The sequence below is a fragment of the Blautia hominis genome (genome assembly GCA_002270465.1).
In the GTDB taxonomy this organism is placed as follows: domain Bacteria; phylum Bacillota; class Clostridia; order Lachnospirales; family Lachnospiraceae; genus Blautia; species Blautia hominis.
Window position 1 is genome coordinate 1 of the sequence record NQOF01000002.1, and the last position, 26,403, is coordinate 26,403.

Annotated in this window: 25 protein-coding genes, 2 pseudogenes and 1 riboswitch; of the genes and pseudogenes, 18 read left to right on the forward strand and 9 right to left on the reverse strand. The window is 48.7% G+C overall.

What is annotated here, in order from left to right; all coding sequences use genetic code 11:
- Nucleotides 1-115: 115 nt before the first annotated feature.
- From CI595_RS27065 to CI595_RS26570, 3 genes and pseudogenes are all read right to left on the reverse strand, one after another.
- Nucleotides 116-214, reverse strand: a pseudogene (locus tag CI595_RS27065) (manganese catalase family protein); the annotation flags it as partial.
- 18 nt (nt 215-232) lie between these two features.
- Nucleotides 233-493: a spore coat protein CotJB gene (locus CI595_RS06025; RefSeq protein WP_065541125.1), complete on the reverse strand. Its 261-nt coding sequence runs from the start codon at nt 491-493 to the stop codon at nt 233-235.
- Nucleotides 490-777 carry a spore coat associated protein CotJA gene (locus CI595_RS26570; RefSeq protein ID WP_242987161.1) on the reverse strand — a complete coding sequence of 96 codons (288 nt, stop codon included), beginning with the start codon at nt 775-777 and terminating at the stop codon, nt 490-492. The genes CI595_RS06025 and CI595_RS26570 overlap by 4 nt, the downstream gene beginning before the upstream one ends.
- 214 nt (nt 778-991) lie before the next feature.
- Between CI595_RS26570 and CI595_RS06035 the strand changes: the two genes are divergently transcribed.
- Complete coding sequence (locus CI595_RS06035) at nt 992-2,293, forward strand: phenylacetate--CoA ligase family protein (RefSeq protein ID WP_095173222.1); 1,302 nt, start codon at nt 992-994, stop codon at nt 2,291-2,293.
- Between the two features lie 17 nt (nt 2,294-2,310).
- Nucleotides 2,311-2,748 carry an ACT domain-containing protein gene (locus CI595_RS06040; protein WP_018596575.1) on the forward strand — a complete coding sequence of 146 codons (438 nt, stop codon included), beginning with the start codon at nt 2,311-2,313 and terminating at the stop codon, nt 2,746-2,748.
- Nucleotides 2,749-2,844: 96 nt separating this feature from the next.
- Here the strand turns inward: CI595_RS06040 and CI595_RS06045 are convergent, their stop codons facing one another.
- Nucleotides 2,845-3,369 carry a hypothetical protein gene (locus CI595_RS06045; protein ID WP_095172414.1) on the reverse strand — a complete coding sequence of 175 codons (525 nt, stop codon included), beginning with the start codon at nt 3,367-3,369 and terminating at the stop codon, nt 2,845-2,847.
- Between the two features lie 195 nt (nt 3,370-3,564).
- Between CI595_RS06045 and CI595_RS06050 the strand changes: the two genes are divergently transcribed.
- From CI595_RS06050 to CI595_RS06100, 11 genes are all read left to right on the forward strand, one after another.
- Nucleotides 3,565-5,385, forward strand: coding sequence for a glycerophosphodiester phosphodiesterase (locus CI595_RS06050; protein ID WP_095172415.1), 1,821 nt, complete (start codon nt 3,565-3,567; stop codon nt 5,383-5,385).
- Nucleotides 5,386-5,452: 67 nt separating this feature from the next.
- Nucleotides 5,453-6,667 (forward strand): FtsW/RodA/SpoVE family cell cycle protein, encoded by a 1,215-nt coding sequence (locus tag CI595_RS06055; RefSeq protein ID WP_242987160.1) that lies wholly within the window; start codon nt 5,453-5,455, stop codon nt 6,665-6,667.
- Nucleotides 6,668-6,820: 153 nt separating this feature from the next.
- A complete protein-coding gene (acpP, locus tag CI595_RS06060; protein ID WP_065541130.1) occupies nt 6,821-7,054 on the forward strand; it encodes an acyl carrier protein in 234 nt (77 codons plus the stop codon).
- A gap of 126 nt (nt 7,055-7,180) precedes the next feature.
- The gene (gene fabD / locus CI595_RS06065) at nt 7,181-8,122 is read left to right on the forward strand and encodes an ACP S-malonyltransferase (RefSeq protein WP_095172416.1); all 942 of its coding nucleotides are present in this window, start codon (nt 7,181-7,183) and stop codon (nt 8,120-8,122) included.
- A 35-nt stretch (nt 8,123-8,157) separates the two neighbouring features.
- A complete protein-coding gene (fabG, locus tag CI595_RS06070; protein WP_095172417.1) occupies nt 8,158-8,898 on the forward strand; it encodes a 3-oxoacyl-[acyl-carrier-protein] reductase in 741 nt (246 codons plus the stop codon).
- 9 nt (nt 8,899-8,907) lie between these two features.
- Nucleotides 8,908-10,143: a beta-ketoacyl-ACP synthase II gene (gene fabF / locus CI595_RS06075; protein ID WP_095172418.1), complete on the forward strand. Its 1,236-nt coding sequence runs from the start codon at nt 8,908-8,910 to the stop codon at nt 10,141-10,143.
- Nucleotides 10,144-10,153: 10 nt separating this feature from the next.
- Complete coding sequence (gene accB / locus CI595_RS06080) at nt 10,154-10,651, forward strand: acetyl-CoA carboxylase biotin carboxyl carrier protein (protein WP_095172419.1); 498 nt, start codon at nt 10,154-10,156, stop codon at nt 10,649-10,651.
- Nucleotides 10,652-10,662: 11 nt separating this feature from the next.
- A complete protein-coding gene (gene fabZ / locus CI595_RS06085) occupies nt 10,663-11,091 on the forward strand; it encodes a 3-hydroxyacyl-ACP dehydratase FabZ (RefSeq protein WP_095172420.1) in 429 nt (142 codons plus the stop codon).
- A 10-nt stretch (nt 11,092-11,101) separates the two neighbouring features.
- Entirely contained in the window at nt 11,102-12,442 is a 1,341-nt protein-coding gene (locus tag CI595_RS06090; RefSeq protein ID WP_095172421.1) for an acetyl-CoA carboxylase biotin carboxylase subunit, read from the forward strand.
- Between the two features lie 155 nt (nt 12,443-12,597).
- Nucleotides 12,598-14,355 carry an acetyl-CoA carboxylase carboxyltransferase subunit alpha gene (locus tag CI595_RS06095; RefSeq protein WP_095172422.1) on the forward strand — a complete coding sequence of 586 codons (1,758 nt, stop codon included), beginning with the start codon at nt 12,598-12,600 and terminating at the stop codon, nt 14,353-14,355.
- Nucleotides 14,356-14,373: 18 nt separating this feature from the next.
- Nucleotides 14,374-15,423 carry an NAD(P)H-dependent flavin oxidoreductase gene (locus CI595_RS06100; RefSeq protein ID WP_095172423.1) on the forward strand — a complete coding sequence of 350 codons (1,050 nt, stop codon included), beginning with the start codon at nt 14,374-14,376 and terminating at the stop codon, nt 15,421-15,423.
- Between the two features lie 126 nt (nt 15,424-15,549).
- Here CI595_RS06100 and CI595_RS06105 read toward each other — a convergent pair whose 3' ends face one another.
- Both CI595_RS06105 and CI595_RS06110 read right to left on the reverse strand, forming a co-directional pair.
- Complete coding sequence (locus tag CI595_RS06105; RefSeq protein ID WP_095172424.1) at nt 15,550-15,879, reverse strand: hypothetical protein; 330 nt, start codon at nt 15,877-15,879, stop codon at nt 15,550-15,552.
- A 128-nt stretch (nt 15,880-16,007) separates the two neighbouring features.
- Nucleotides 16,008-17,891 carry a beta-N-acetylhexosaminidase gene (locus tag CI595_RS06110; protein WP_095172425.1) on the reverse strand — a complete coding sequence of 628 codons (1,884 nt, stop codon included), beginning with the start codon at nt 17,889-17,891 and terminating at the stop codon, nt 16,008-16,010.
- 615 nt (nt 17,892-18,506) lie between these two features.
- A riboswitch (purine riboswitch) is annotated at nt 18,507-18,604 on the forward strand.
- A 70-nt stretch (nt 18,605-18,674) separates the two neighbouring features.
- On the opposite strand from CI595_RS06110, the gene CI595_RS06115 reads away from it, so the two are divergent.
- Genes CI595_RS06115 through xdhC form a run of 4 tightly spaced genes read left to right on the forward strand, consistent with a single transcriptional unit; the run spans nt 18,675 to nt 23,803 of the window.
- Nucleotides 18,675-19,967, forward strand: a complete 1,293-nt coding sequence (locus CI595_RS06115) for an amidohydrolase family protein (RefSeq protein WP_095172426.1) — start codon at nt 18,675-18,677, stop codon at nt 19,965-19,967.
- 60 nt (nt 19,968-20,027) lie between these two features.
- Entirely contained in the window at nt 20,028-22,430 is a 2,403-nt protein-coding gene (gene xdhA, locus CI595_RS06120; RefSeq protein WP_095172427.1) for a xanthine dehydrogenase subunit XdhA, read from the forward strand.
- Entirely contained in the window at nt 22,423-23,316 is an 894-nt protein-coding gene (gene xdhB / locus CI595_RS06125; RefSeq protein WP_095172428.1) for a xanthine dehydrogenase subunit XdhB, read from the forward strand. Before xdhA ends, xdhB begins: the two co-directional genes overlap by 8 nt.
- Nucleotides 23,309-23,803: a xanthine dehydrogenase subunit XdhC gene (gene xdhC, locus CI595_RS06130; RefSeq protein WP_095172429.1), complete on the forward strand. Its 495-nt coding sequence runs from the start codon at nt 23,309-23,311 to the stop codon at nt 23,801-23,803. The genes xdhB and xdhC overlap by 8 nt, the downstream gene beginning before the upstream one ends.
- 51 nt (nt 23,804-23,854) lie before the next feature.
- Here xdhC and CI595_RS06135 read toward each other — a convergent pair whose 3' ends face one another.
- From CI595_RS06135 to CI595_RS27310, 3 genes and pseudogenes are all read right to left on the reverse strand, one after another.
- A complete protein-coding gene (locus CI595_RS06135) occupies nt 23,855-24,352 on the reverse strand; it encodes an AraC family transcriptional regulator (protein WP_147737695.1) in 498 nt (165 codons plus the stop codon).
- Between the two features lie 150 nt (nt 24,353-24,502).
- Nucleotides 24,503-24,757: an AraC family ligand binding domain-containing protein gene (locus tag CI595_RS06140; protein WP_095172431.1), complete on the reverse strand. Its 255-nt coding sequence runs from the start codon at nt 24,755-24,757 to the stop codon at nt 24,503-24,505.
- Nucleotides 24,738-24,821, reverse strand: a pseudogene (locus tag CI595_RS27310) (DUF6783 domain-containing protein); the annotation flags it as partial. The gene CI595_RS06140 and the pseudogene CI595_RS27310, both read right to left, overlap by 20 nt.
- Nucleotides 24,822-25,037: 216 nt before the next feature.
- On the opposite strand from CI595_RS27310, the gene CI595_RS06145 reads away from it, so the two are divergent.
- Nucleotides 25,038-26,396, forward strand: a complete 1,359-nt coding sequence (locus CI595_RS06145; protein ID WP_095172432.1) for an ABC transporter substrate-binding protein — start codon at nt 25,038-25,040, stop codon at nt 26,394-26,396.
- Nucleotides 26,397-26,403: the final 7 nt, after the last annotated feature.

Consider the following 26,403-nt stretch of genomic DNA (forward strand, 5'->3'; position numbering starts at 1 on the left):
TTCTGATTATACTGCCAGAGAACAGAGAATCTAAATAGGAACCACCAGCCCGGCGCCGGGTCATATGCCGGACTTATATGTTTATCTATATAAATCTATATAATAGGTTATTACACTCCGGTCCACCATACTGACTCATAATATACAAAGCAGCCTTGGCATTCGGAGTCTTAATATTAATCGGATACTGTAATCTCTTCTCATAATTCCACATATTCTAGCAAACTCCTTTCTATTCCCAAGGCCACGGCTGCATCACCCAATCCCAGGAGTTGCTGCAGTCATCATCAGCAGTTGCAATGGTAAGCGGGCCATAGTACATGGCATATTCTTTCAGTGCTTCTTCGCGGATGCGGATTTTATCGCACATAAATTCCATGGCGGACTTGTCATCCGGATGGGTGTCAAGATAGAGGTTCATATCGTTGACAGCAAAGCTGACTTCATTGATCAGCTGCATTAACTGCGCTTTACTGCGTCTGCATTCTTTCATCGACAGCCACCTCTCTTTCCGCAGAATGGCTTGCACAGTTCAGGGAAGATGGTTCCCATCTGCAGGCCTTTGCAAAGTTCAAATGTTTTTTTGTATTTCTGCATAGGTACATATGCCATGGTAAGCGGCAGCTTATCGGCATGTTCATAGATTGAAGTGTTGTCTACCATATCGCAGTTACAGCCGCAGGGGGTACGGCGGCCGCAGTTGTCCCGGGCCGGCATTTCCCTGTTCGGCGGATAATACGGACGGACGCCCTGATAATTCATTCGACATTTTTCCATATCTGGTTATCCTTTTTATTTACTTATACAGTAATATCTTATGAAAGAAAGCATAAAATGTTAAATATTCTTTACGCTGAAGCGCTAAAATGGTATAATAACAAAAACGAGCCGCTGCGGGACAGGTTTCGGCGGCAGGCGTGTCAGGACCCAAACAATATATGGTCCGGGATGTTGTTTTTATAGTAAAATGGATGGAAAGGAATTTACAGTAATGGAGAATTATTATCAGCCGGAAGTCGAATGTGCCTCAAGAGAGCAGATTCGGGAGTGGCAGGACGAGCGCCTGGCAAAACAGGTAAAGCATGTATATGACAACGTGCCCTATTACAGAGCGAAAATGGAAGAAAAAGGCATAGTGCCTGAGGATATCAAATCCGTGGATGACTTACATAAGCTTCCCTTCTTGACAAAAGAAGACCTGCGCGAGGCATATCCCTACGGACTGCTGGCAGTCCCTCTCTCTGATTGTGTGCGTATTCAGTCAACCAGCGGCACTACGGGCAGAAGAGTGGTGGCATTTTATACCCAGCATGATTTGGATCTGTGGGATGACTGCTGCGCCAGAGCGATCATGGCTGCAGGCGGTACAAGAGAGGATGTGGTACATGTATGTTATGGATATGGACTGTTTACAGGCGGTCCTGGTCTGAACGGCGGTTCCCACAAGGTAGGCTCTCTGACACTCCCTATGTCCTCCGGAAATACGGACAGGCAGATACAGTTTATGTGTGACCTTGGCTCCACTATCCTCTGCTGCACCCCTTCTTATGCGGCGTACCTGGCAGAAACCATCTGTGAGAGAGGCCTCAGGGACAAGATCAAGCTGAAAGCAGGTATCTTTGGAGCAGAGGCTTGGAGTGAGGAAATGCGCCGTGATGTGGAGGACAAGCTTGGAATCCGCGCGTATGATATTTATGGCCTCACAGAGATTTCCGGCCCTGGTGTATCTTTTGAGTGCAGCGCACAGGGTGGTATGCATATTAATGAAGACCATTTTATTGCTGAGATCATTGACCCGGCCACAGGTGAAGTGCTGCCGGACGGAGAGAAGGGCGAACTGGTATTTACCAGCATTACAAAAGAAGCATTCCCTCTTCTCCGCTACAGGACCAGAGACATCTGCGTGCTGAACCGTGAAAAATGTTCCTGCGGCAGGACTCATGTGCGCATGTCCAAACCAATGGGCAGAAGTGATGATATGCTCATTGTCAAAGGCGTCAATGTATTCCCAAGCCAGATTGAAACCGTACTTCTCAACAAGGGTTATCCGGCTAACTACCAGATCATCGTCAGCCGCGAAAAGAACAGTGACAAGCTGGAAGTTCAGGTGGAGATGACACCGGAAATGTTCTCAGACTCCATCCGCGAGATCGAAGTGAGAGAGCGGGAGCTGATCGAGGCCCTGAAGTCTATGCTGGGTATCTATGCCGTTGTGAAACTGGTTGCGCCCAAGACCATTGCCAGAAGCGAAGGAAAAGCAAAACGTGTGATTGATAACCGCAATCTTTACTAGAAAAAGGGGGGATTTTTATGACAGTAAAACAGATTTCCGTATTTGTGGAAAATAAACCGGGTATGCTGGCAGAGCTGGCGAACGCTCTGAATGAAAATAAGATCAATATGAGAGCCTTGTCTTTGGCTGAGACCAAAGATTTCGGAATCATCCGCCTGATCTTGGATGATCCCTTTAACGCAGTCAGAGTTTTAAAAGACTGCGGATACATCTGTTCCATCACAAAGGTATTGGCCATAGCCATTTCCAACAAACCGGGAAGCCTTGGAAAGGTGATGCAGATTCTGGGGGATAATCAGATCAATGTGGAATACACATATGCCTTCACCGCGGGCGTGAAAGATAAAGCATGTATGATCTTAAGAGTAGGTGACAATGAAAAAGCAATCGAAGCCCTGACAAAAAACGGTGTGAAACCACTCTGCCAGGATGACCTGGATGAACTGTACAAATAATTATATTTAGAAAAAAGATGCTGCTGGATTACTTAATGATATGCCCCTTGTCAAGAGGACAAGGGGCATATCAAACAGTAACCGGCGGCATCTTTATTAAACTTCCACAAGCATTCCCTGTACTTTGTCATACCTGCAGTATTTTCCGTTTTCGGATATAAATGGGAAATAGTCTCCTGTCCGGATGTTTTTTATGTACACAATATTGGTGGCCTTCATATAGACAAAGGAAAATCTCTCATTGGGTGAGGAGATCCATTCAAAGAGATTCTGTTTGCCATCTTCGGCAAGAACCAGCGAGTAGCCGCCCTCACAGGCATCCAGATGGAAATAGCTCCTCTTTTGTTCACGTTCCTCTGCGAATACGTGGTCATAGATATAGTCGGAAAATGTATTTTCCACAAATTTCCGAAAGCTTTTCAGATTTAAGACATCTCCGGAATCCTCCACAGTGATCCTGTCCCCACGCTCCAGACGTGCCCGGAAAACACTGAGGATCTCAACGGCCTGGTTTAGAAACGAAATACTGCTGTACTCCAGCGATTCCAATAAAGTATCGGTTACTTCCTGTGACAGGACCGAAGATTCCTTGGCCTGCGTATACAATTCATCTGGTGTCATAACGTTACCCTCCACTACATGTTTTTAACTACCTAAATTCATTATAATATAGAGGGGGAGAAAGTCAAGGTTTGCTTTGCAGCATAAATAATTATTTGTATACTTGTGTTTCGGGTATAATATTTGTTAAAATAGAAGAAACGGCCAGCGCGGCATCTGTGGGCTGACAGAATCATAGGCGGGAAGTGACAGGGCATGAAGCAGATTTTCAGAAGTATGTTAAGAGCAGTAAAAAAGAATATGGTAAGTCTTATACTTTTTGAGACAGGTTACAGGACGGCATCCTTTCTGCTGGTGATGCACGCTGTCTCCGCTGCAGTCAATTACTCACTGAAAGCACAGAACTTCAGTTACCTCACAGCGGAAAACTATCTGAAATTTCTGGCAAGTCCTCTGTCCATTGTGCTGCTGCTGGGGATTCTGGTGCTTATCCTTTTATTGTTTTTGATAGAGATTTCTGCCCTCCTGTCCTGTTTCCGCCACTCTTATCAGGGCAGGAAGATTTATATCAGTGATATGCTCATTGAAGGTGTGAAGCGTTCCTGGGATTTTCTGAAAAACAGTCATGTTTCCTGGTTTTTATGTATCATTCTGGCGGCTCCCTTTTTGTCCATGTATTTTCTTATTCGGGAAATTTCATATATTAGGGTTCTGGAATTTACGGCCAGACAAATCTATAAAGTGATAAGGCCGCACTGGATCTTGTATGGCCTTTTGGGGATCATACTGTTGGTCTCCTTCTTATTTATCTTTTCCCTGCCTTACTGTCTTTTAGAGGAGCAGAAGAGTATTAAGGGAATGAAGGATGGTCTCAGGCTGCTGAAAAAGCAGTGGAAAAAAACGCTTGGCGGATTTGTCCTGCTTCATATAGGAATGCTGGTATTTATCGCTGTGGTCTACGTTCTGGTGCTGGCAGGTATGACCGGGGCTGCCATGCTTACAAAATCCGGTTCCTCGGTAGTCAGTACCGTGCTCATATACAGCAGCTGGATCGACATGGGCCTTGGAATCTTTGCCGGTGCGGTGCAGCTGATCTGCAGCCTGGCATTTGTGTATGTGATATATGCCAGATTCCACGTACAGCCCCAGACAGAGGCTGCCATGGAGGCGATCATCCGAAACCATATCTGGTTTTCAAAAGTGGGCAGGCGTAAGATCGCAGCGGCACTTACCTTGATACTGCTTATGGGAGAGGGGGCTTATCTTGTGGTTTTGGCTTCCTCCCATGACAGTGTGGTGAGCAGCCAGCTGACTACCATGGGAGTTACGGCCCACCGGGGCGGGGCTTTGATGGCACCCGAGAACACGATAAGCTCTCTGGGCTATACCATTGACAGCGGCGCGGATTTTGCAGAGATTGATGTGCAGGAGACAAAAGAGGGGGAGCTGGTGCTGCTTCATGACAACTCCTTGAAGCGGACGGCAGGTGTCAACAAAAATGTGTGGGAAATGGAATACGCGGAGATTGAAAAACTGGATGCCGGTTCCAGTTTCCATAAAAAGTTCAGAGGTGAAAAAGTCCCCACTCTGGATGAGGTTTTAAAATTTTGTAAAGGAAGACTGGACTTAAATATAGAGATTAAGTATAATGGTAAAAATAAGGGCATTGTAAAAAAGGTGGTCAGGGTCATCGAACAGAATGGATTTGAAGACCACTGTGTCATAACTTCCATGAATTATGGTTTTCTGCAGCAGGTGAAAAAGGCAAATCCCAATATCAGAACCGGCTACATCATGACCATGACATACGGAAGTGTCTCACGGATCACAGCAGCGGATTTTTTCAGCGTAAAGTACACCTACATTGACGAAGCCTTTGTCAGAGAAGCACATTCCCTGGGTAAAGAAGTTCATGCTTGGACAGTCAATTACCGTGGTGATATCAAGCGCATGATGGATGTGGGAGTGGATAATATCATCACAGATAATCCGGTTCTGGTGCGAAAGGTCATGAACCGGGAAAGTGAGACGGAGACAGGTTTTTGGGAGCTTATGAAATATGCCCTGAGGATATAAGACAGCATAAAATGCAAGGCGTCATTTTAAGAAGGCACGACAGATGTGAGTAAAGTGGAGGAAACAGATGGCATTAAATGTGGCTAAAAAAGCCGGAACAGCAAAAAAGAGAAAAAGAGGCCAGCCCATAGGCAGATTTGCGAACAGAGTCCGCTACTATGATTTTAATCTGGTGGCAGTGGTTATTCTTCTCACCTGCTTTGGCCTGGTAATGCTTTACAGTACCAGTTCTTATCTGGCACAGGTAAAGAGGGGCAGTGATATGGCTTATTTTGGGAAACAGGCAGTGATCAGTGCGGTCAGTATTGGCGTTGCGCTGTGGCTTTCAAGATTTGATTATCATGTGCTGTTTCACCTGTCACCCATTATCTACATGGTATCCATGTTCCTGATGTGTCTGGTTCCCACACCGCTTGGTGTTACAGTCAACGGTGCAAAGCGTTGGCTGAAATTCGGTCCATCCTGGACACAGTTCCAGCCCTCTGAGATTGCCAAGATAGCTGTGATCACGTTCATTCCCTGTCTGATCATCAAGATAGGGCGGAAGATAAAGCAGTGGCAGTCCATGGTCCTGCTATTGGCGGTTGGCGGTGTGCTTGCACTCGGAGCTTTCCTCTTGACAGATAACCTGAGTACAGGTATTATAATCGGAGCCATCACTGTACTTCTGATATTTATGGCACATCCAAAGATGAAACCGTTTCTGATCAGCGGAGCCATATTGGGTAGTGTAATTGTGGCTGTGATCATTATCCTGCATATGACACTGGGAAGCGGTGTGGGCAACATTGAGGATTTCCGTCTCCGCCGTATCATGGTGTGGCTGCAGCCTGAGCAATATTCTAAGGATGGCGGCTATCAGATCATGCAGGCCCTGTATGCCATCGGCTCCGGGGGATTTTTCGGGAAAGGGCTTGGCAACAGTGTGCAGAAGCTGGGACCGGTTCCGGAAGCACAGAATGATATGATCTTCTCTATCATCTGTGAAGAGCTTGGGGTGTTTGGCGGGATGATCGTCCTAGCACTGTTTGGCTATCTTTTGTACCGGCTGTTTTTCATTGCACAGAATGCGCCGGACTTGTACGGTTCCATGATCGTGAGCGGGATATTTTTCCACATTGCCCTTCAGGTCATCCTGAATATCTGCGTGGTCATCAACCTGATCCCAACTACCGGAATCACACTGCCTTTTGTCAGTTACGGAGGTACATCTATTCTCTTTCTTATGATAGAAATGGGGATTGCCCTAAGTGTATCAAAACAGATAAAATTTGAAACATAGAAGTAACTGTACAGTTACCCTTAGAAAAGGGTTGACAAATGGTGGTAAAGAAGATATACTTTGGTCATCAAAGTATTTCAAAAAATCAAATCAGAAAAACAAATTCACAAGATGGATTTGAATAAGATGTATTTTAAAGGAGAATAAGAAATCATGTTAGAAAAAATGAGAGAAATCATTGCAGAGCAGTTAAATTGTGAAGAAAGCGAAATCAATCCGGAAACAAATTTCAAGGATGATTTAGGAGCAGATTCTCTGGATTTATTCGAACTGGTTATGGCACTTGAGGATGAGTATTCCGTAGAAATTCCTGCTGAGGAATTACAGGAACTGACAACTGTGGGCGCTGTTATGGAGTATCTGAAAAATAAGGGCGTTGAAGAATAAATGTAACTGTATAGTGCAGATGGATGGAATCTGCCGCGGCGGTCTGTACTGCCATGGCAGGTTCTATTTTTAAAAATAATTACTTTGAAATACAAAATATTCTACAGCCAAAGGAGTTTGAGCCATATGAGTAAAACAGCATTTATATTTCCGGGCCAGGGAGCACAGTATGTGGGAATGGGCCAGGACTTTTACGATAAAATGCCTGTCTGCAGACAGGTGATAGAGAAAGCAAGCCAGGTTTCCGGCCTGGATCTCCCCAAGATCTGCTTTACGGAGAATGAGGAGATTCATATTACAGAGTACACACAGATTGCTATGCTGAGCGTGGAAGCTGCCATATTAAAGGCACTGGAGCAGGAAGGCCTTATGCCTGATGTGAGCGCAGGCTTGAGCCTTGGCGAGTATGGAGCCTGTATCGCATCAGGAGTCCTCTCTTTGGAGGATGCCTTCTATGTGGTAAGGAAAAGGGGAATCTTCATGCAGGAGGCAGTGCCCGCAGGCGGCGCCATGTCCGCGGTTATGGGCACAGACGCAGAGGTCATCGAAAAAGCCTGCCGGGAGACGGAAGGGATCGTCTCCATAGCCAATTACAACTGTCCCGGACAGATTGTGATCACCGGGGAAGAAGGGGCAGTGGCAAAGGCTTCCGAAAAGCTGAAGGAGCTGGGAGCCAGAAGGATCGTTCCACTGAACGTGTCAGGGCCGTTTCATTCGGCCATGCTGGCAGGAGCCGGAGAAAAACTGGCAGAGGTCCTACAGAGTGTTGCGGTTGGGGAGCCAAAGATACCCTACGCCACCAATGTGACGGCAGAGTATGTGACAAAAGCTTCCCAGGTAAAGGAGCTGCTGGTAAGGCAGGTGTCCTCCTCAGTGAAATGGCAGCAGTGCGTGGAGAAAATGATCGCGGACGGAGTGGATACTTTCGTGGAGATCGGACCTGGCAAGACCTTGAGCGGCTTCATGCGGAAAATCAGCAGGGATGTAAAAATGCTGAATATCCAGACCGTGGAGGATTTTGAAAAAGCAGTGGAAACGCTGAAAAACCAGACGGCAGATAGAGAATAGAGGCAGTATGAGCCTGAAAAGTGAGGGAATGTATTATGTTGGAAAATAAAACAGCTTTAGTGACAGGAGCAAGCCGCGGCATAGGCAGAGCCATTGCACTTGCCCTTGCAGCACAGGGGGCAGCAGTGGTTGTAAATTATAACGGTTCCGAAGAACGCGCCCAGGAAGTTGTGGATACGATCAAAGCCCAGGGAGGCCAGGCGTCCCTGTATCAGTGCAGCGTGGGAGATTTCCAGGCGTGCCAGGAAATGATACAGCACGTGATAAAAGAATACGGACATTTGGATATCCTGGTAAACAATGCAGGCATCACAAGAGATAACCTGATCATGAAAATGAAAGAGGAGGATTTTGACGCGGTCATTGAGACCAACCTGAAAGGGGCTTTCAATACCATCCGCCACACTTCCCGCCAGATGTTAAAGCAGAGAAGCGGAAAGATCATCAATATCTCCTCTGTATCGGGAATTCTGGGGAACGCCGGCCAGGCCAATTATGCGGCCAGCAAGGCAGGGGTCATCGGACTTACAAAGACCATGGCAAGAGAGCTGGCAAGCAGAGGGATCACAGTCAACGCCATAGCTCCCGGATTCGTGGAGACAGAGATGACGGATGTGCTGAAAGAGGATATCAAAGAGGCAGCCTGCCGCCAGATACCCCTTGGAAAATTCGGAAAACCGGAAGATATTGCCGACATGGTGGTATTTCTGGCATCAGAAAAAGCAGATTATATTACCGGCCAGGTCATCAGTGTGGATGGCGGTATGAACATATAGGAGGATTTCATGAGAAGAGTAGTAGTGACAGGAATGGGTGCCATTACCCCGCTGGGATTAAACGTAGAGGAATTCTGGAACGGCATAAAAGAAGGAAGGCACGGGTTCGGAGAGATAACCAAATTCGATGCTTCAGAATATAAAGCCCATCTTGCAGGGGAAGTAAAAGGCTTCGTGGGCAAGGAATACATGGATGTGAAAGCGGCAAAACGTATGGAACTGTTCTGCCAGTACGCAGTGGCAGCAGCAAAAGAAGCCATTGCCCAGTCAGGGTATTCCCTGGAAGAGGAGGACCCGTACCGGGTGGGATGTTCCATCGGTTCCGGCATCGGAAGCCTGCAGACGATTGAGAGAGAGCACAAGAAACTGCTGGAAAAGGGACCGAACCGGGTAAATCCGCTGATGGTCCCCATGATGATCTCCAATATGGCAGCAGGAAACGTGTCCATCCAGTTTGGTTTAAAGGGAAAGAGTATCAATGTGGTGACTGCCTGCGCATCCGGTACCCATTGTATCGGTGAAGCTTACAGAACCATCCAGTTCGGCGATGCGGATATTATGGTAGCCGGCGGCGCGGAATCCTGTATTACCCCGGTGGGTGTCAGCGGATTTGCAGCTTTGACAGCCCTTTCCAAATCCACGGATCCGGACCGCTGTTCCATTCCTTTTGACAAAGAGAGAGATGGCTTTGTTATGGGGGAAGGTGCAGGCATTGTGGTTTTAGAGGAACTGGAACATGCAAAGAAGCGTGGAGCTGCAATACTGGCTGAGGTTGTGGGATACGGCGCAACCAGTGATGCTTATCACATCACATCCCCTGCAGAGGACGGGGAAGGCGCGGCCAGAGCCATGAAGAACGCGGTGGAGGAAGCAGAGATCTCTCTGGAGGATGTGACATATATTAACGCCCATGGTACCAGCACACATCACAACGACCTATTTGAGACAAGAGCCATCAAGAAGTTATTTGGGGAACATGCATATAAAATGAAAGTCAATTCTACAAAATCCATGATCGGACATCTGCTGGGGGCAGCAGGAGCCGTGGAGTTTATTGCCTGTATAAAAGAGATGGAAAATAATTTTGTACATGTTACAGCAGGATACCGGATGCCGGACGAAGGCTGTGATCTGGATTATGTGACAGGAAACGGCGTGGAGATGGAAATCCCCTACGCACTCACCAATTCCCTGGGCTTTGGCGGACACAACGCCAGCCTGCTGATCAAAAAGTACGAAGACTAGGAGGCCGCATATGGAATTTGAAAAAATCATTCAGCTAATTAAAACAGTCAGCGACTCAAACCTGACACAGTTTGCCATGGAGGAGGGAAACCTGAAAATCTCCATGAAGACAAATAAACAGACTAAGGTGATCGCAGCGCCCATGATGGCACCTGCACCGGGACCTGATATGGGACCAGCAGCCGGCGGTCCTGTTATGCAGGCTGTCCAGGCACAGGCAGGGCCGCTTCAGACGGAAGTCTCTTTTCAGGAAGCAGGAGAGACAGTCCTTTCCGGCAATGTGGTGAAGTCCCCGCTGGTAGGTACCTTCTACAACGCACCCTCACCGGATGCGGAAACATTTGTAAAAGTCGGAGATACTGTAAAAAAAGGCCAGGTATTGGGAATTGTGGAGGCCATGAAACTGATGAATGAAATCGAATCTGAATTTGACGGAACCGTGGAACAGATTCTGGTGGAAAATGAGGAAGTAGTAGAGTACGGACAGCCCCTGTTCGTAATCCGTTAGGAGGCATAACTATGAAATTGACTACAAAGGAAATCATGGAAATCATCCCTCACAGACAGCCCTTTCTGCTGATCGATACTATAGAGGAGCTGGAACCCGGTGTCCGTGCGGTGGGGAAAAAATGCGTGAGCTACAACGAACCGTACTTTGCCGGACATTTTCCCCAGGAGCCTGTAATGCCGGGGGTGCTTCAGTTAGAATCGCTTGCCCAGGTAGGCGCTGTGGCCATTCTCAGCAAGCCTGAAAATAAAGGAAAGACAGCTTACTTTGGAGCCATCAATTCCGCAAAATTTAAAACAAAAGTAGTACCGGGGGATGTACTGACTCTGGAATTGGAGATCATTAAGGAAAAAGGGCCTGTCGGCGTGGGAAAAGCAGTTGCCAGAAACCAGGACGGCAAGATAACCACATCCGCTGAGATGACATTTGTAATCGGATAGGAGAACGGATATGTTTCAGAAGATATTAATCGCAAACAGAGGAGAAATCGCGGTGCGCATTATCCGTGCCTGCAGGGAAATGGGGATCAAAACGGTTGCCGTCTATTCTGAGGCGGACAGGGATGCCCTCCATGCGCAGCTGGCGGACGAGGCGGTCTGCATCGGTCCGGCTGCTGCATCGGAGAGTTATCTGAACATGGAGCGGATCTTAAGTGCCACCATCGCTACAAAAGCGGAGGCCATACATCCGGGATTCGGCTTTTTGTCTGAGAACAGCAAATTTGTGGAGATGTGTGAGAAATGCAATGTGACATTCATCGGTCCATCTGCTGCGGTGATCAATAAAATGGGAAATAAATCAGAGGCCAGAAGAACCATGATGGAGGCAGGCGTTCCGGTGGTGCCGGGTACAAAAGAGCCGGTGTACACAGTGGAGGAGGCTCTGACGGAGGCGGAGAAGATCGGTTTCCCTATTATGATCAAGGCCTCCTCTGGCGGCGGCGGAAAGGGTATGCGTATATCGGAGAGCATAGAAGACTTCCGGGAGAATTTCAGCACTGCCCAGAGAGAGTCTGTAAATGCTTTCGCGGATGATACCATGTATCTGGAGCGCTACGTTGGCAGACCCCGCCACATAGAGGTGCAGATCATCGGGGACAGACTGGGAAATGTAGTGCAGTTAGGGGAGCGTGACTGCTCCGTCCAGCGCCGCCACCAGAAGATGATCGAGGAATCCCCCTCCTGCGCCATCACTAAAGAGCTGCGCAGGATCATGGGCGAGACGGCTGTGCGTGCCGCGAAAGCGGTGGGGTACGAGAGTGCCGGAACCATTGAGTTTCTGCTTGACGGAAATGGTGATTTTTTCTTCATGGAAATGAACACCAGGATCCAGGTGGAGCATCCGGTGACAGAATTTGTCTCAGGTGTTGATTTGGTAAAAGAGCAGATCCGGGTGGCAGCAGGCCTTCCCCTGTCTGTGAAGCAGGAGGATATTTGTATGAGAGGTCATGCCATTGAGTGCAGGATCAACGCGGAGAATCCGGCGAAGAATTTCATGCCGTGTCCGGGGGTGATCGAGAACCTGCATGTGCCGGGCGGAAACGGTGTCCGCATTGATACAGCCGTGTATAACGGCTATCAGATACCGCCCAACTACGATTCCATGATCATGAAGGTGATCGTCCACGACAAAGACAGGGCGGGAGCCATAGCAAAAATGCGGAGTACCCTGGGTGAAGTGATCATCGAGGGCGTGCAGACAAACCTGGATTTCCAGTATGATATATTGAACCAGAAAGATTTTCTGGATGGAAATGTGACGACACATTTCATAGAAGAGCATTATGAGTAACAGTTCAGACAGGTCTGTGCATTCACTGCGCTGACCGTATGAATGTGCGATAGCTGTAAGTATCCGGCCCATTGAGAACTGATTTTTAATGGCTGGATGCATGTAACAATTTAGGCATCTGAACGGTTACCATTACGAGTAAGGAGCAGGCAGATATGTCCAGATTAAAGGATTTATTCAAGAAGACTACCAATGTGCAGGAGCCGGAGACTGAGGAGAGCAAAGTGTCCGGGGAAGAGATATCCGGCAGTGAAAACACACCCTCCGTTCCGGAAGGTTTATGGGTGAAATGCCCGAAGTGCGGAGAACTTCTATACAAGGAAGACGTTGTAAAAAATGATTATGTATGTCCGAAATGCAAGGGATATTTCCGGATCAAGGCCAAGACCAGAATCCGCATGGTGGCGGATAAAGGGTCTTTTAAAGAATGGTGTACAGGGCTTCATACCTTTAATCCCCTGGACTATCCGGAGTATGAGGAGAAGATCGCAAAACAGCAGGAAAAGACCCATCTGGAGGAGGCCATCCGCATCGGAGAGGCCAGGATTGACGGTACTAGGGTTGTGCTGGGAGTCTGTGACGCCCGTTTTCTCATGGGGAGCATGGGATATGTGGTGGGAGAGAAGATCACCCGTTCTTTTGAGCGGGCCACAGAGGAAAAGCTGCCGGTCATCCTGTTCTGCTGCTCCGGCGGGGCCAGAATGCAGGAGGGGATGGTATCCCTGATGCAGATGGCGAAGACCTCTGCTGCCATCAAAAGGCACAGCGAGGCAGGTCTTCTCTATATTCCGGTGCTCACAGACCCCACGACAGGGGGCGTGACAGCCAGCTTTGCCATGCTGGGTGATATCATCCTGGCCGAACCGGGAGCCTTGATCGGTTTTGCAGGCCCAAGGGTCATTGCCCAGACCATCGGACAAAAACTGCCGGAAGGGTTCCAGAAAGCGGAATTTCTGGTGGAGCACGGCATTATAGATGGAATCGTGACCAGAAATTTGTTGAAAAAGACGCTGTCAGGTCTTGTTAAATTTCATGAGAGAAAGAATGGTTACTGCCAGTTCACCAGGATCACTCTGCCGGAAGCAGCAGGGGAAGAGGAGAAAAGGCACAGGCGCAGAAATAAGGAAAAGCATATGACTGCCTGGGAGCGCGTGGAGACTGCAAGGGACTCCAAACGTCCCACCAGTCTGGATTATATAGAAACTGTTTTTGAAGAGTTTATGGAACTGCACGGAGACCGGGCATTTCGGGATGACGGTGCCATTGTGGGAGGTCTGGCAGTGCTGGACGGGCAGCCGGTAACTGTGATCGGTGTACAGAAGGGGAGAAACACCAAGGATAATATCCTGAGAAACTTTGGTATGCCGTCCCCGGAAGGATACAGAAAAGCACTGCGTCTTATGAAACAGGCAGAAAAATTCAACCGCCCTATCATAAATTTTATTGACACGCCTGGGGCGTTCTGCGGCATTGAGGCGGAGGAGAGAGGGCAGGGGGAGGCCATCGCCAGAAACCTGCTGGAAATGTCTGCGTTGAAAGTACCTGTGCTGAGTATTGTCATCGGCGAAGGCGGAAGCGGCGGTGCGCTGGCTCTGGGAGTAGGCAATGAAGTCTGGATGATGGAAAATGCCACGTACTCCGTTCTCTCACCGGAGGGATTTGCATCCATTCTCTGGAAGGACAGCAAGAGGGCAAAAGAAGCGGCAGAGGTCATGAAGATCACAGCCAGGGATTTGAAGGATTTGGGGATCATTGAGCATGTGATCATGGAGGATACGCCTGCCTGCGCGCAGAACCTGCCGGAGATCGCAGAGGATATGAAGAACCGGATGCACCAGTTCCTTACAGAGATGGAAGGAAAGACACCGGAAGAGCTGGCAGCCCTCCGGTACGAGAGATTCAGAAAAATGTGAGCCAGAAAGAGTTAGAATATGAGGAAACCATTAATTATAGGTGATTTGACAGCTAAGATCCCAGTGATACAGGGCGGCATGGGAGTGGGCATCAGCCTGTCCGGTCTGGCGGGCAGTGTGGCTGCCTGCGGCGGTGTGGGGGTGATATCCACTGCACAGATCGGATGGCGGGAACCGGATTTTAGAAAACATCCTTTTGAGGCAAATTACAGGGCCATAGAAAAGGAAATCAGAAAAGCCAGGGAAATTGCAAAAGGCGGTATCATTGGCGTGAACATTATGGTAGCCACCCAGAGATATGAGGAATATGTGAAGACAGCGGTGAAGGCGGGGGTGGATCTGATCATCTCAGGAGCTGGACTGCCCATAGATCTTCCAAAATATGTGGAGGGTACCAAAACAAAGATAGCCCCTATTGTGTCCTCCCTGAAATCCCTGAATGTCATCTGCCGTATGTGGGACAGAAAATATAAGAAAGCACCGGACCTGGTTGTCATCGAAGGGCCGAAAGCAGGAGGCCATCTGGGATTTTCCAGGGAAGAGCTGGATACCTTCACCGATGAATCCTACGATAAAGTGATCCGTTCTATTATAGAGAAAGTGAAGGAATACGGGAAAACATGCAGCAAAAAGATTCCTGTGGTCGTAGCGGGCGGTATATATGACAGGGCGGATATGGACCATGCACTTTCGTTGGGCGCGGACGGGGTACAGATGGGAACCCGCTTTGTGACCACCAAAGAGTGTGATGCAGCACCGGAATACAAGCAGGCATATCTGAACGCACAGAAAGAGGATATCTGCATTGTACAGAGTCCTGTGGGAATGCCGGGAAGAGCCATCAAAAATCCTTTTATGGACAGGGTGAAGACTGAGAAATGCAGGATTGAACACTGTTACCACTGTATCGTTACCTGTAAGCCCGCAGAGATACCTTACTGTATCACCCAGGCATTGGTGAATGCAGCGGAGGGACGGGTGGAGGATGCACTGCTGTTTTGCGGTTCCAATGCTTACCGTTCCAATAAAATAGAAACAGTGGAAGATATAATGAGAGAGCTTGGCTGACAGTATGGCAGCCTGCCTGTTCGCTGTTGTACTAGTGCAGATAAAATGCAAGAGGCCTGGCCGAGTGATTCGGACCAGGCCTCTTAAAATGAGGATTTATTGTAACACGATTTATTTTTGAAATAACTACATGTTGACCTTCATTTTGAATTTTTTCTCATGGTATCTGCTTCCCTGTTTTCTGCCCTCGGTGTGTTCATCTGCCTCTGCAGTATTTTTTGTACTGTGAAGAGGATTCAGGTGGGCACTTCCGAATTCTTCTTCCATCCATATGTGGCGGAAGTTCTTTTTCTGCTGAATGGCCTGGCAGAACCGGCCGATCACTAAAATGGTTTTATCTCGTAACCCCGTTTCTGTTGTGCGTCTGGAAGAACGAAGCCAGTATTCCATCAAAGTCCAACAGACTAACAGGAATCCGGTAGCAAAAATCAAAGTGATAATCAATCTTTCCAACATTATGAACACCCCTTTCCACATTTATTTGTTATCTTTATATTAATTCTTTTGAAAACAATAGTCAATGATTAAATGGAAGAAAAAACAAATTTTCTAAAAATTTAAGATTATAATTGTATGTAAACAGTTTACATCACAGAGGCAGTCACCATCTCGCGCCAGATATTATCGCAGACCGGGGAGAGGGGCTGCCCTTTGTCATCTGTAAGTATGGGCAGACGCGTTTCCTCCAGTTCCTCAATGCAGGTGATCTTTCCTTCCGCATAATCCGCCATGCGGGCAGCACAGCTTTTAAGTCGCTCCATCAGACCGCCTAAGCGGATATCCAGGACCTCGAAGCCAAAGGCTTTATTTTCCTGAAACCACTGGTCTTTTAATGCGTGTTTAAACTGTTCCACCAGCCCGGCAGTTTTGATGCAGATATCCGCAGTCTGCAGGAGTGCGGCTTTGTCCTCCCCGTCATAGGCTGACTTTGCTTCAAGTCCAAGGGTGGCTTTTTTAGCCAGCACTTCACTTAGGAGTGCCAGTGTGCGGAACATGCAGGCATACTCCCCGCCCTTTTGGGCGATCGCCCGGAACTCTTCGGCACAGTGGCGGTAATGGGATTTAAAGGACATATCCACATGGCAGTCATAGATACCCATAAGAACATCCTGATACAGCAGATATCTGGCAGGGGCCGCACTCATCTTTCCCGGCAGCGGATTATCAGGTGTCAGGTTAGGGAGGTCCAGCTTCAGGAAATCCTCCAGCACAGCTCCGGTACACGCCAGGAAGCGCGGGGCCAGGTCACTGTCATTTACCGTCTGCCCATAATCATACTCTGCGAAGAGGGAGAGCACAGGCAGAACGGCAGACTGGGATGCCTCACTGCCGTCATCTCCCCAGCCGGTTACCAGTACATTGGTTATGCCGTGTTTTTGGCACTGTCTGAGGGCAAGGCGGGAGACCTGCATACTGTGGTTCAGAAGCGGTGCGTATCCGTTCCATTTCCAGGCACCTCCGGCAAAGCCAACGTTTCCTGCCAGTTCCCTGTGGTATTTCATCATCTGGTCATAGGTCTTTTCCTCTCTGGAATAGTAATCCCAATAGAGCAGTTCCACATTTTGCGGGATCTTCTTTTTGATCTCCTCTGAGATATGAAATTCCTTTCCGTAATATTCCCCGCCGGAGATCATTTTGAAAAACATGTCACTCCACATCATGGCAGTATATCCATACTTTTCACAGATTTCAAGGACGCGGTGCAGATGGCGCTCCATAATGTCGATACGTTCCTCATATCCGAATTGGTTCAGGTAAGAGCCCCGGCCGATCATCTCCGCTTCATCCATCCCAATATTGATCACACGGCTTTTAAAGGTTTCCGACCAGGTGCGTATCATGGCTTCGATCAAGTTATAGGTGTCGTCGCTTCCGCACAGGAGAATGTCCCCCGTGTCGTGTACCTGTTTAAAGGCAGGCCAGCGGAAAATGGCATTTAAGTGGGCCAATGTCTGGATGCAGGGAACCATCTCAATGCCCAGTGAGGCCGCAAATCCGTCCAGTTCCCGCAGTTCCTGTCTGCTGTACCTGCCCCGGAAATGGCCGAAGTAAGGGTAGCCCTCCACCTGGTAAGTGTCCTCTGTGTAGAGCATTAGGCGGTCATATCCCATCAGGGAAAGTTTGACCATGAGCCGTCTCAGATAATCAGGGCTGCATACCCCATTGCGGGAGCAGTCAGCCATATAGGTGAGATGTTCAAAGACGGGATGTTCTTCCCTGGCAGCAACGGTGCGGTTTTCCGTTATCCATTCTTTTACAAAACCCAGGCCCCGGAAAAACTCGGAAGTTTTACTGTATGTAATGCTGGCAAGATCCCGGTCCAACCGGACAGACAGGCCGCTGCCGCCTTTTTCGGCAAGTATTTTTACACGGGATCCCCCGGTCATGTTTTCTTCCAGATATTCCACAGCACATACGGCTCCGGGTATTAGGGACGGGTCTATACAGGCAAGGTTAAAAAATTCCATAAGCAGTCTCCTTTTCGTGATTTGTCATGATAGAAAACCTGCGAAGCGTAGTTTCTATTATCGCAGTGCTCTTTCATTGTAAAGGAGTTTCAGGCAGGAGTCAACGAAAGAATCTGCAAGATCAGGAGAGATATAACAAATATGCACAAGGCCGGAAAACGGATGGTGGACAAAGTATACAAGGATGGCGTATATTGTTATGAGAAATAAGTTAAGAATGACAAAAACAGGGAAAGGACATATGGACGGGCCGGACGGTAAGGCTGCAGTGTGATCTTTAGATATGATGTCTCCTGCAAATTTCAGGGATCTTATCCTGCAGCTTCTGAGAAACCGTAACTGTTCATAGTATACTAAAAAGGTAATTCTTCGCACAGTAACACGCTTCGCGATGCACAGTTCTGCCCTTTAGGGTACAAAATACAATGAGTTGCATTTTGGCGCTGGCCAACTCGGGATTTTGCTGCGCATCGCGCAGCATCCCTTTGGGAAAACACCTCCCGGGAATTGGACTGTGAACAATAACGGGAAACCGGGCAATTGAAAGAATCCTGTTTCATGAATATTGACTTTTACACCTGTGTATACTATACTAATAATAGTAGTTCGCCGTAGTAATACGGTGAAAACAGGACTTATATATGTTCATAATGCGGGTTGAACGTTTCTACCAGCTACCGAAATAGCTGACTATAAGTCCCCTGATCTTGGGGGCTTTGCAGTCTGGCTTTGGTGGCTGGTTTTTTATTGTTGGCAAAGGCTCCTCATATAGGAGGAAGTGACATGAGAAAAGAGGAAAAAAAGGCAGATACCTTTATATTGAAAGGAAATATCTGCTACAGCAAGACCGAAAAAGAAGTAACTACGATCCCCCATGCATATCTTTTATGCAGGGACGGCATCTGCCAAGGCGTATTTGAGAGTCTGCCGGATGATTACAAAGAGTATCCCCTGACAGATTACGGGGATGCGTTGATTCTTCCCGGGCTGGTGGATCTGCACCTGCATGCGCCCCAGTATGCATTTACAGGGCTTGGCATGGATATGGAGCTTTTGGAGTGGCTGGATACCAGGACATTTCCCGAGGAGGGCAGGTACGGGGATATGGAGTATGCCAAAAAGGCATACCGTATTTTTACAGAGGATCTGAAAAAAAGTGCAACCACCAGGGCCTGTGTTTTTGCCACACGCCATGTTCCGGCTACCATTCTTTTGATGGATATGCTGGAGGAGACAGGTCTGCAGGCAATGGTGGGAAAAGTAAATATGGACCGGAATGCGCCGGACTACCTCTGTGAGGACAGCCCGGAAAAATCCGCGGAGGACACCCTGAAGTGGCTGAGGGAAGTAAAGGGGAAATACAGGAATATAAAACCAATCCTTACCCCCCGGTTTATTCCAAGCTGTTCGGACCGTCTGATGGAAATGCTGTGTGAGATCCGCAGGGAATATGACCTTCCGGTGCAGTCCCACCTCTCCGAAAATAAAGAGGAGATCACATGGGTGAAGGAGCTTTGCCCCTGGTCTGCTTTTTACGGGGATGCGTATGAGCGGTTCGGCATGTTTGGGGGAGACTATCCGGCGGTCATGGCACATTGTGTGCATCCCACGGAGGAAGAGATTGCACTTATGAAGAAAAACCGAATCTTTGCCGCTCATTGTCCTCATTCCAACACGGATCTGTCTTCCGGGGCCGCACCCATTCGGAGATATCTGGAGGAGGGCATACATGTGGGACTGGGAAGTGATATTGCCGGGGGCCATGTGCTCTCCCTGTTTCAGGTGATGGTGGGGGCTGTGCAGGCATCCAAACTCCGCTGGCGGCTGTTGGATGAAACACAAAAGCCGCTCACGGTAGAGGAAGTGTTTTATATGGGTACAAAGGGAGGCGGTGCCTTCTTTGGACAGGTGGGAAGCTTTGAAAAAGGATATGAATTTGATGCGGTGATCGTGGATGACGCCAGATTGCAGACACCTAGGGAACTGACTTTGAAAGAGCGTCTGGAGCGTGTGGTATATCTGTCAGATGACAGGGATATAGCCGGGAAATATGCGGCTGGGAGAAGGATCATTTAATTATTTTATGCGGTGTACAGGAGATACTGGCTGTCCACCGCCGGAAAAGAGGGATGATGTATGGGAGTTGGCAGTTCAATGAATCGTGTGGATGCCTGGGAGAAGGTCACGGGTCAGGCGAAATACACGGCAGATTTGATGCCGCAGAATTTGTATACGGCAAAAGTGGTGCACAGCACCATTGGGAACGGATGGGTAAAAAGTTTTGATCTGGAGGATGCTTTAAAGGTACCCGGTGTGATAAAGATCGTCACCTGTTTTGATGTGCCGGATATTCAGTTTCCCACACCGGGGCACCCCTGGTCCGTGGAGAAGGCGCACCAGGATATTAAGGACAGAAAGCTGTTAAACCGACGGGTCCGCATGTACGGGGATGATATTGCGGCTGTCATCGCGGAGGATGAGATCGCAGCCAGGCGGGCAGCGGATAAGATCAAAGTGGAGTATGAAGAATATCCTGTGATCCTGGATCCGGAGGCATCCATGAAAGAGGGCGCGCCTCTTCTGCATGAGGAGAAGCCGGGAAACGTAATCGCACATACCAGTTTTGTGCTGGGAGACGAAAGCTTTGAGGAGGCTGTAAAAGAGGAAGGTCTGACCATAATAGAAAAAGAATACAGAACCCAGCCGGTACAGCACTGCCATATAGAGGTGCCGGTTTCCTATGCCTACATGGAGAAAGGGAGGATCGTTATTGTGACCTCCACCCAAATCCCCCATATTGTGAGACGGGTGATCAGTCAGGCTCTTGGGATCCCTGTCGGTCAGATCCGGGTGATAAAGCCTTATATAGGAGGCGGTTTTGGCAACAAGCAGGATGTGCTTTACGAGCCTCTGAACGCATTTTTATGTACCCAGACAGGCGGCCACGGCGTCAGGCTGGAATTGTCCAGGGAGGAGACCCTTGGCTGTACCCGTGTGCGCCATGCATTTACCTGGAAGATCAAGGGCGCAGTGCGGGAAGACGGTACACTGGTGGCACGGAAATATGTGGCATATTCCAATCAGGGTGCATACGCATCCCATGCCCACGCCATTGCAGCCAACGCGGCCAATATTTTTAAACAGCTTTACCGGGATGAGAAGGTGCTGGAATCCGACAGCTACACGGTCTACACAAACCTGATGACAGGCGGAGCCATGCGGGGATACGGGATTCCGCAGGGGGATTTTGTGACCGAGTGTGTGGCGGATGATCTGGCCCATGCTGTGGGCATGGATCCGCTGGCATTCCGGCTGAAAAATTGTGTGAAAGAGGGGTACATGGACCCTCATCTGGGCATTGCGTTCCATTCTTACGGACTGAAAGCCTGTATGGAAAAGGGAAAGGACTATATAGGCTGGGAGGAGAAAAGGAAGGCTTATGAAAAGCAGTCCGGGCCTGTGAGAAGAGGCGTGGGGATGGCAATTTTCAATTATAAGACAGGGGTTTATCCCATCTCCCTTGAGACTTCCTCCTGTCGTATGGTCCTGAATCAGGACGGCTCCATGCAGCTTTTCATGGGGGCAACGGAGATCGGTCAGGGTGCGGATACGGTGTTTACCCAGATGGCGGCAGAGGTCACCGGAATCACGGAGGACAGGATACATATTGAGACCGTGCAGGATACGGATACCACACCTTTCGACACGGGGGCCTATGCCTCCAGACAGACATATGTGAGCGGAAAAGCGGTCAAAAAGACAGGTGAATTGTTCAAACAGAGAATACTGGAATATGCGGCATTTAAACTGAAACTGCCAAAAGAAGATGGGCCGGCAGCTACAGCGGAGGATACCGGAACATCCGGCAAAAGTACAGAGACTGCTGCCTGGAAGAGGCTGGATATAAAAGAAGATCAGGTAATCGACAAAGTTTCGGGGGAGGTCCTGCTTTCCCTTGCGGCACTGGCGGAGGAAGCGCTGTACAGCTTGGAAAGATCGGTACATATAACGGCGGAGACCACCAGCCACTGCAAAGAAAATTCCTTTGCCTCAGGCGTCTGTTTTGCAGAGGTGGAAGTGGATATGCCGCTTGGCAGGATCCGGGTGCTGGATATTATCAATGTGCACGACAGCGGGAAACTGATAAATCCCAGCCTTGCCAGAGCCCAGGTACACGGAGGGATGAGCATGGGCATGGGGTATGCCCTGAGTGAAGAACTGCTGGTGGACGAGAAGACAGGAAGGCCGCTGAATGCCAATCTGCTGGACTATAAGATTCCTACGGCCATGGATACCCCTGGGCTGCATACGGATTTTGTGGAATTGGATGACCCTACAGGTCCTTTCGGAAATAAAGCCCTGGGTGAACCGCCGGCTATTCCGGTGGCTCCGGCTATCAGGAATGCGGTGCTTCATGCCACGGGGATCGCTTTTGATTCCCTGCCTCTGTCACCCCAGAAACTGGTGGAACGGTTTCTGAAAGAGGGGCTGATCGGAGGAGAAAAGGATGCTGTGAAAGGGGGCGGGACACATGTATGACATTGAAAAATATTATCAGGCCAGGGATGTAGAAGACGCTGTGAGAGCGCTTGCGGCAGATAGGGATGCTGTTGTGATTTCCGGCGGAAGTGATGTGCTGATCAAAATAAGGGAAGGAAAACTTGCCGGCTGCTCACTGGTGAGTATCCATGGGATCCCGGCTCTCAAAGGGGTCAGGATGGAGGCGGACGGGACCATTGTGATCGGCCCGGCCACTACATTTTCCCATCTCACCTATGACCCTGTTATACAGCGGTATATCCCTGCATTGGGCTGGGCCGTGGACCAGGTGGGAGGCCCGCAGATACGGAATATTGGAACCATCGGGGGCAATGTCTGCAATGGTGCGACCAGCGCGGACAGTGCGGCGGTTCTCTTTACGCTGAACGCAGTCTTGGAACTGACAGGTGAAGAGGGCACGAGAATGGTGCCTGTCACAGAATTTTATACCGGTCCGGGCCGGACGGTACGGGAACACGCAGAGATCCTTACCGCTATAAAGATCACCAGGGATAACTACGAAGGATTTTACGGGCATTATACTAAATACGGGAAACGAAACGCAATGGAGATTGCCACCCTGGGCTGTGCGGTACATGTGAAATTAAGTGGAGATAAAAAACAGATGGAAGACTTCCGGCTGGGGTTCGGGGTGGCTGCGCCTACACCCATACGCTGTTATCAGACGGAGAAAAGGGTAAAAGGCATGGATATAACAGACCCGGAATTATACGAGAGGATACGGGAAGGGGCAGTATCTGAGGTGACACCCCGTTCAAGCTGGCGCGCATCCAGGGAATTCCGCCTTCAGCTTGTGCGTGAGCTGTCTGTGCGTACTGCAAAAGAAGCCATAGAAAAAGCAGCGGGAGGTGAGGCGGATGCTTAAGATCATAACGATGACAGTCAACGGCAGGGAGACAGAACTGGCTGTTGATGACAGGGAAGCGCTTCTGGATACACTGAGAAACCGGCTGGGACTTACCAGTGTAAAACGCGGCTGTGAAGTGGGAGAGTGCGGGGCCTGTACCGTTTTAGTGGACGGAGAGGCAATTGATTCCTGTATTTATCTGACCATGTGGGCAGAGGGAAAGCATATCATGACGGTTGAGGGCTTAAAGGGCAGAGACGGTGACCTTTCCCCTATCCAGAAGGCCTTTGTGGAGGAAGCAGCAGTCCAGTGCGGCTTCTGTACGCCGGGTCTTATCATGAGTGCCGTGGAGATCGTGGGAACAGGGAAAAGATACAGCAGAGAGGAACTGAAAAAGCTCATATCCGGACATCTGTGCCGCTGTACAGGATATGAAAATATCCTGAATGCCATGGAACGGATCGTGGAGGAGACTTACCGGACCGTGAACAGTAATAGAATTTGATGAAAATGTGTCAGCGGGACACGTCTGCATTCAGGCAGCGTGTCCCGCTTTTTATGTCAGATTGATCTTTTTCTGATGAAAGGCCTTTCTGTATTGCGTGGGAGTGATCCCCTCATAGCGTTTAAACAGCTTCATAAAATATTTCTCATCCGAGAACCCGCACATATCCGCAATCCGGTAAATAGACAGGGTACGGTTGGTGAGCAGGTTTTTTGCCACGGCGATCCGTGTACGGTTCACATATGTGAGAATGGGATATCCGGTGTATTTCTTAAAAATATTGGTCAGATAAGTGGGATGATACCCAAATTGTTCCGCAATGGAAGCCACGCTGAGCGGCTGGTCGTAATGGGTGCGGATCCATTCTATGACATCCAGAACATGGATGGGAACGCTGGAATCCAGAAAACGGTTGATCTGGAAAGATTCATTTGTGGCTTCCATGAGGAGCAGGTTCAGAGCATAGTGGCACCTCCATGTGGGCATATAATTTTCCCTTTTGGCAATATCAAGAAGCTGCACGAAGAGAAGCCGTGAACGTTTCTCCACAGATAACTCCCCGTATTCGGGAAGTAGAAAATTTTCCCTGGGGGGGGGGGTAGAAGTGATATCTGTAGATTCCTTGAAAATAGGGCGGTTCCTCAGGAGACTGCCCCTGTTATAGATGGAATAATCCGGGTCTTTCACATAGAAGTGCACCTAGTAATAAGACAGTTCCCCCTCTGTCTGACGGTATCCGTAATGGAGCGTATCAGGAAAAAGCAGGATAAATTCGTTCTCCCTCACGTCATAATTTGTCATGTTTTGGGTAATGTGCAGGGTCCCTTTTATTACAATGATCAACACAAAAGAATCAATGTTTCTTTTTGGGTGTACAAAACCATCTTTGCTTGCCAGGTTGCCGCAGGAGATATATTCCACCGGTTTGCTGGCATCAGAAATAAAATAGAGCATGGTATTCCCTCCTGGAGTGTGTTTGAAAATTCATTCCGGCAATCTGCACGCTCCATTTTGCCGAAAGCGATTTTCAATCACACGCTTGTCTTGTTTTATAGTATCACAAAATCGCAGACTATGGACGGGGAAAATGGCAGATAATTGGAAATGACCACTTTTTCTTGTGTATTGTACGTTGTTTGAGAATTTCAGTATGGTAACATAATGTCATCAAATAAAAAGCGCTTGCAAGCAGAGTAACTGATAATAAGAATGATAGATCAGGAGGGTTTATAACATGAAAAAGAGACAGATCATGGCGTTATCTCTGGCAGCAGCAATGGCTGCAGCGGCTGTAACAGGCTGTGGTGCGCCGTCCAGACCGGACGGCTCCGGTGAGGCAGGCAGTACAGATGCTTCCTCTGATTCCGGTGGAGAGTCAAAAGATGGTGTGGTGGAACTTACCTTTATGGGGTGGGAGGCATCCCCTCTGGAAACCCAGGCCGTGAAGGACGGCATTGCGGCTTTTGAAAAAGAGAACCCCAATATAAAGGTGAATTATACACCTGGACTTGCCGGTTCTGAGTACAATGCAAAACTGCTTTCCTCGGCAGCGGCCGGCTCCCTGCCGGATGTTATGTTCGTGGCAGCGGAGAGTTACCGTGCCATTGTCTCAAAGGGCGCATTGTGGGATATTACAGATCAGTTCGATGAGAATTATCCGCTGGATGATTTCATAGATTCCTCCCGCCAGATCATGGAGGTGGACGGGCATGTGTATGGGATTTCATCCTGTACCGTATCTCCCATAGTCTACTACAATAAAGATGTATTTGACGCAGAAGGACTGGAATATCCCAGTGCAGACCCGGAGAATTGCTGGACCATTGATGAATTCAGGGAGATCGCGAAAAAGCTCACATCAGAAGATATTTACGGTGTGTACGGACTGGAGACGGTGGCAGATACTTTGAACGCACAGCTCCTTTCAAACGGTGGAACCAGATACAATGAAGATTACACCAAGAGCACAATGAACTCCCCGGAGAACAAAGAAGTGTTTGAGACCATCAAGGCGATCCGTACAGAGGACGGATCCGCGCCGGATGCTTCCACCTTAGACGCTGTGGGAATGTCCGCAAAACAGATGCTTCAGACAGGTAAAGTGGCTATGCTGGTGGATGGTTCCTGGTCCCTTCAGGAGCTGGCTGCATCCGATATGAATATTGGGATGGCCCCCCTTCCGTCTTACGGAAAAGTGCTTACCACAGGGCAGGCCCACCTGCATTGTATTTCAGATACCAGCAAACATAAAGAGGAGGCCTGGAAATTCCTTCAGTTCCTGTCCGGAATGGATTATCAGGGAGCACTTGTAAAGAGCGGACTCTGGATGCCAAACCGCTATTCCATGTATGAGGATGACGCTGTGGCACAGTGGTATGATGAGAAAGTACATGGGGACAGCTACAAACAGATGCTTACATATTTTAAGGATGCAGTTGTTGACCCCACGGCCTTACAGCTCACCTCACAGGCAAGGGACATTATTGCGGAAGAGACGGATATGTACTTTAAACAGGACCAGGATATTGATCTGACATTAGAGAATATGGATACCAGAATCGACGAGGCAATTCAAGACGCATTACAGCAGTAAGTGGTAA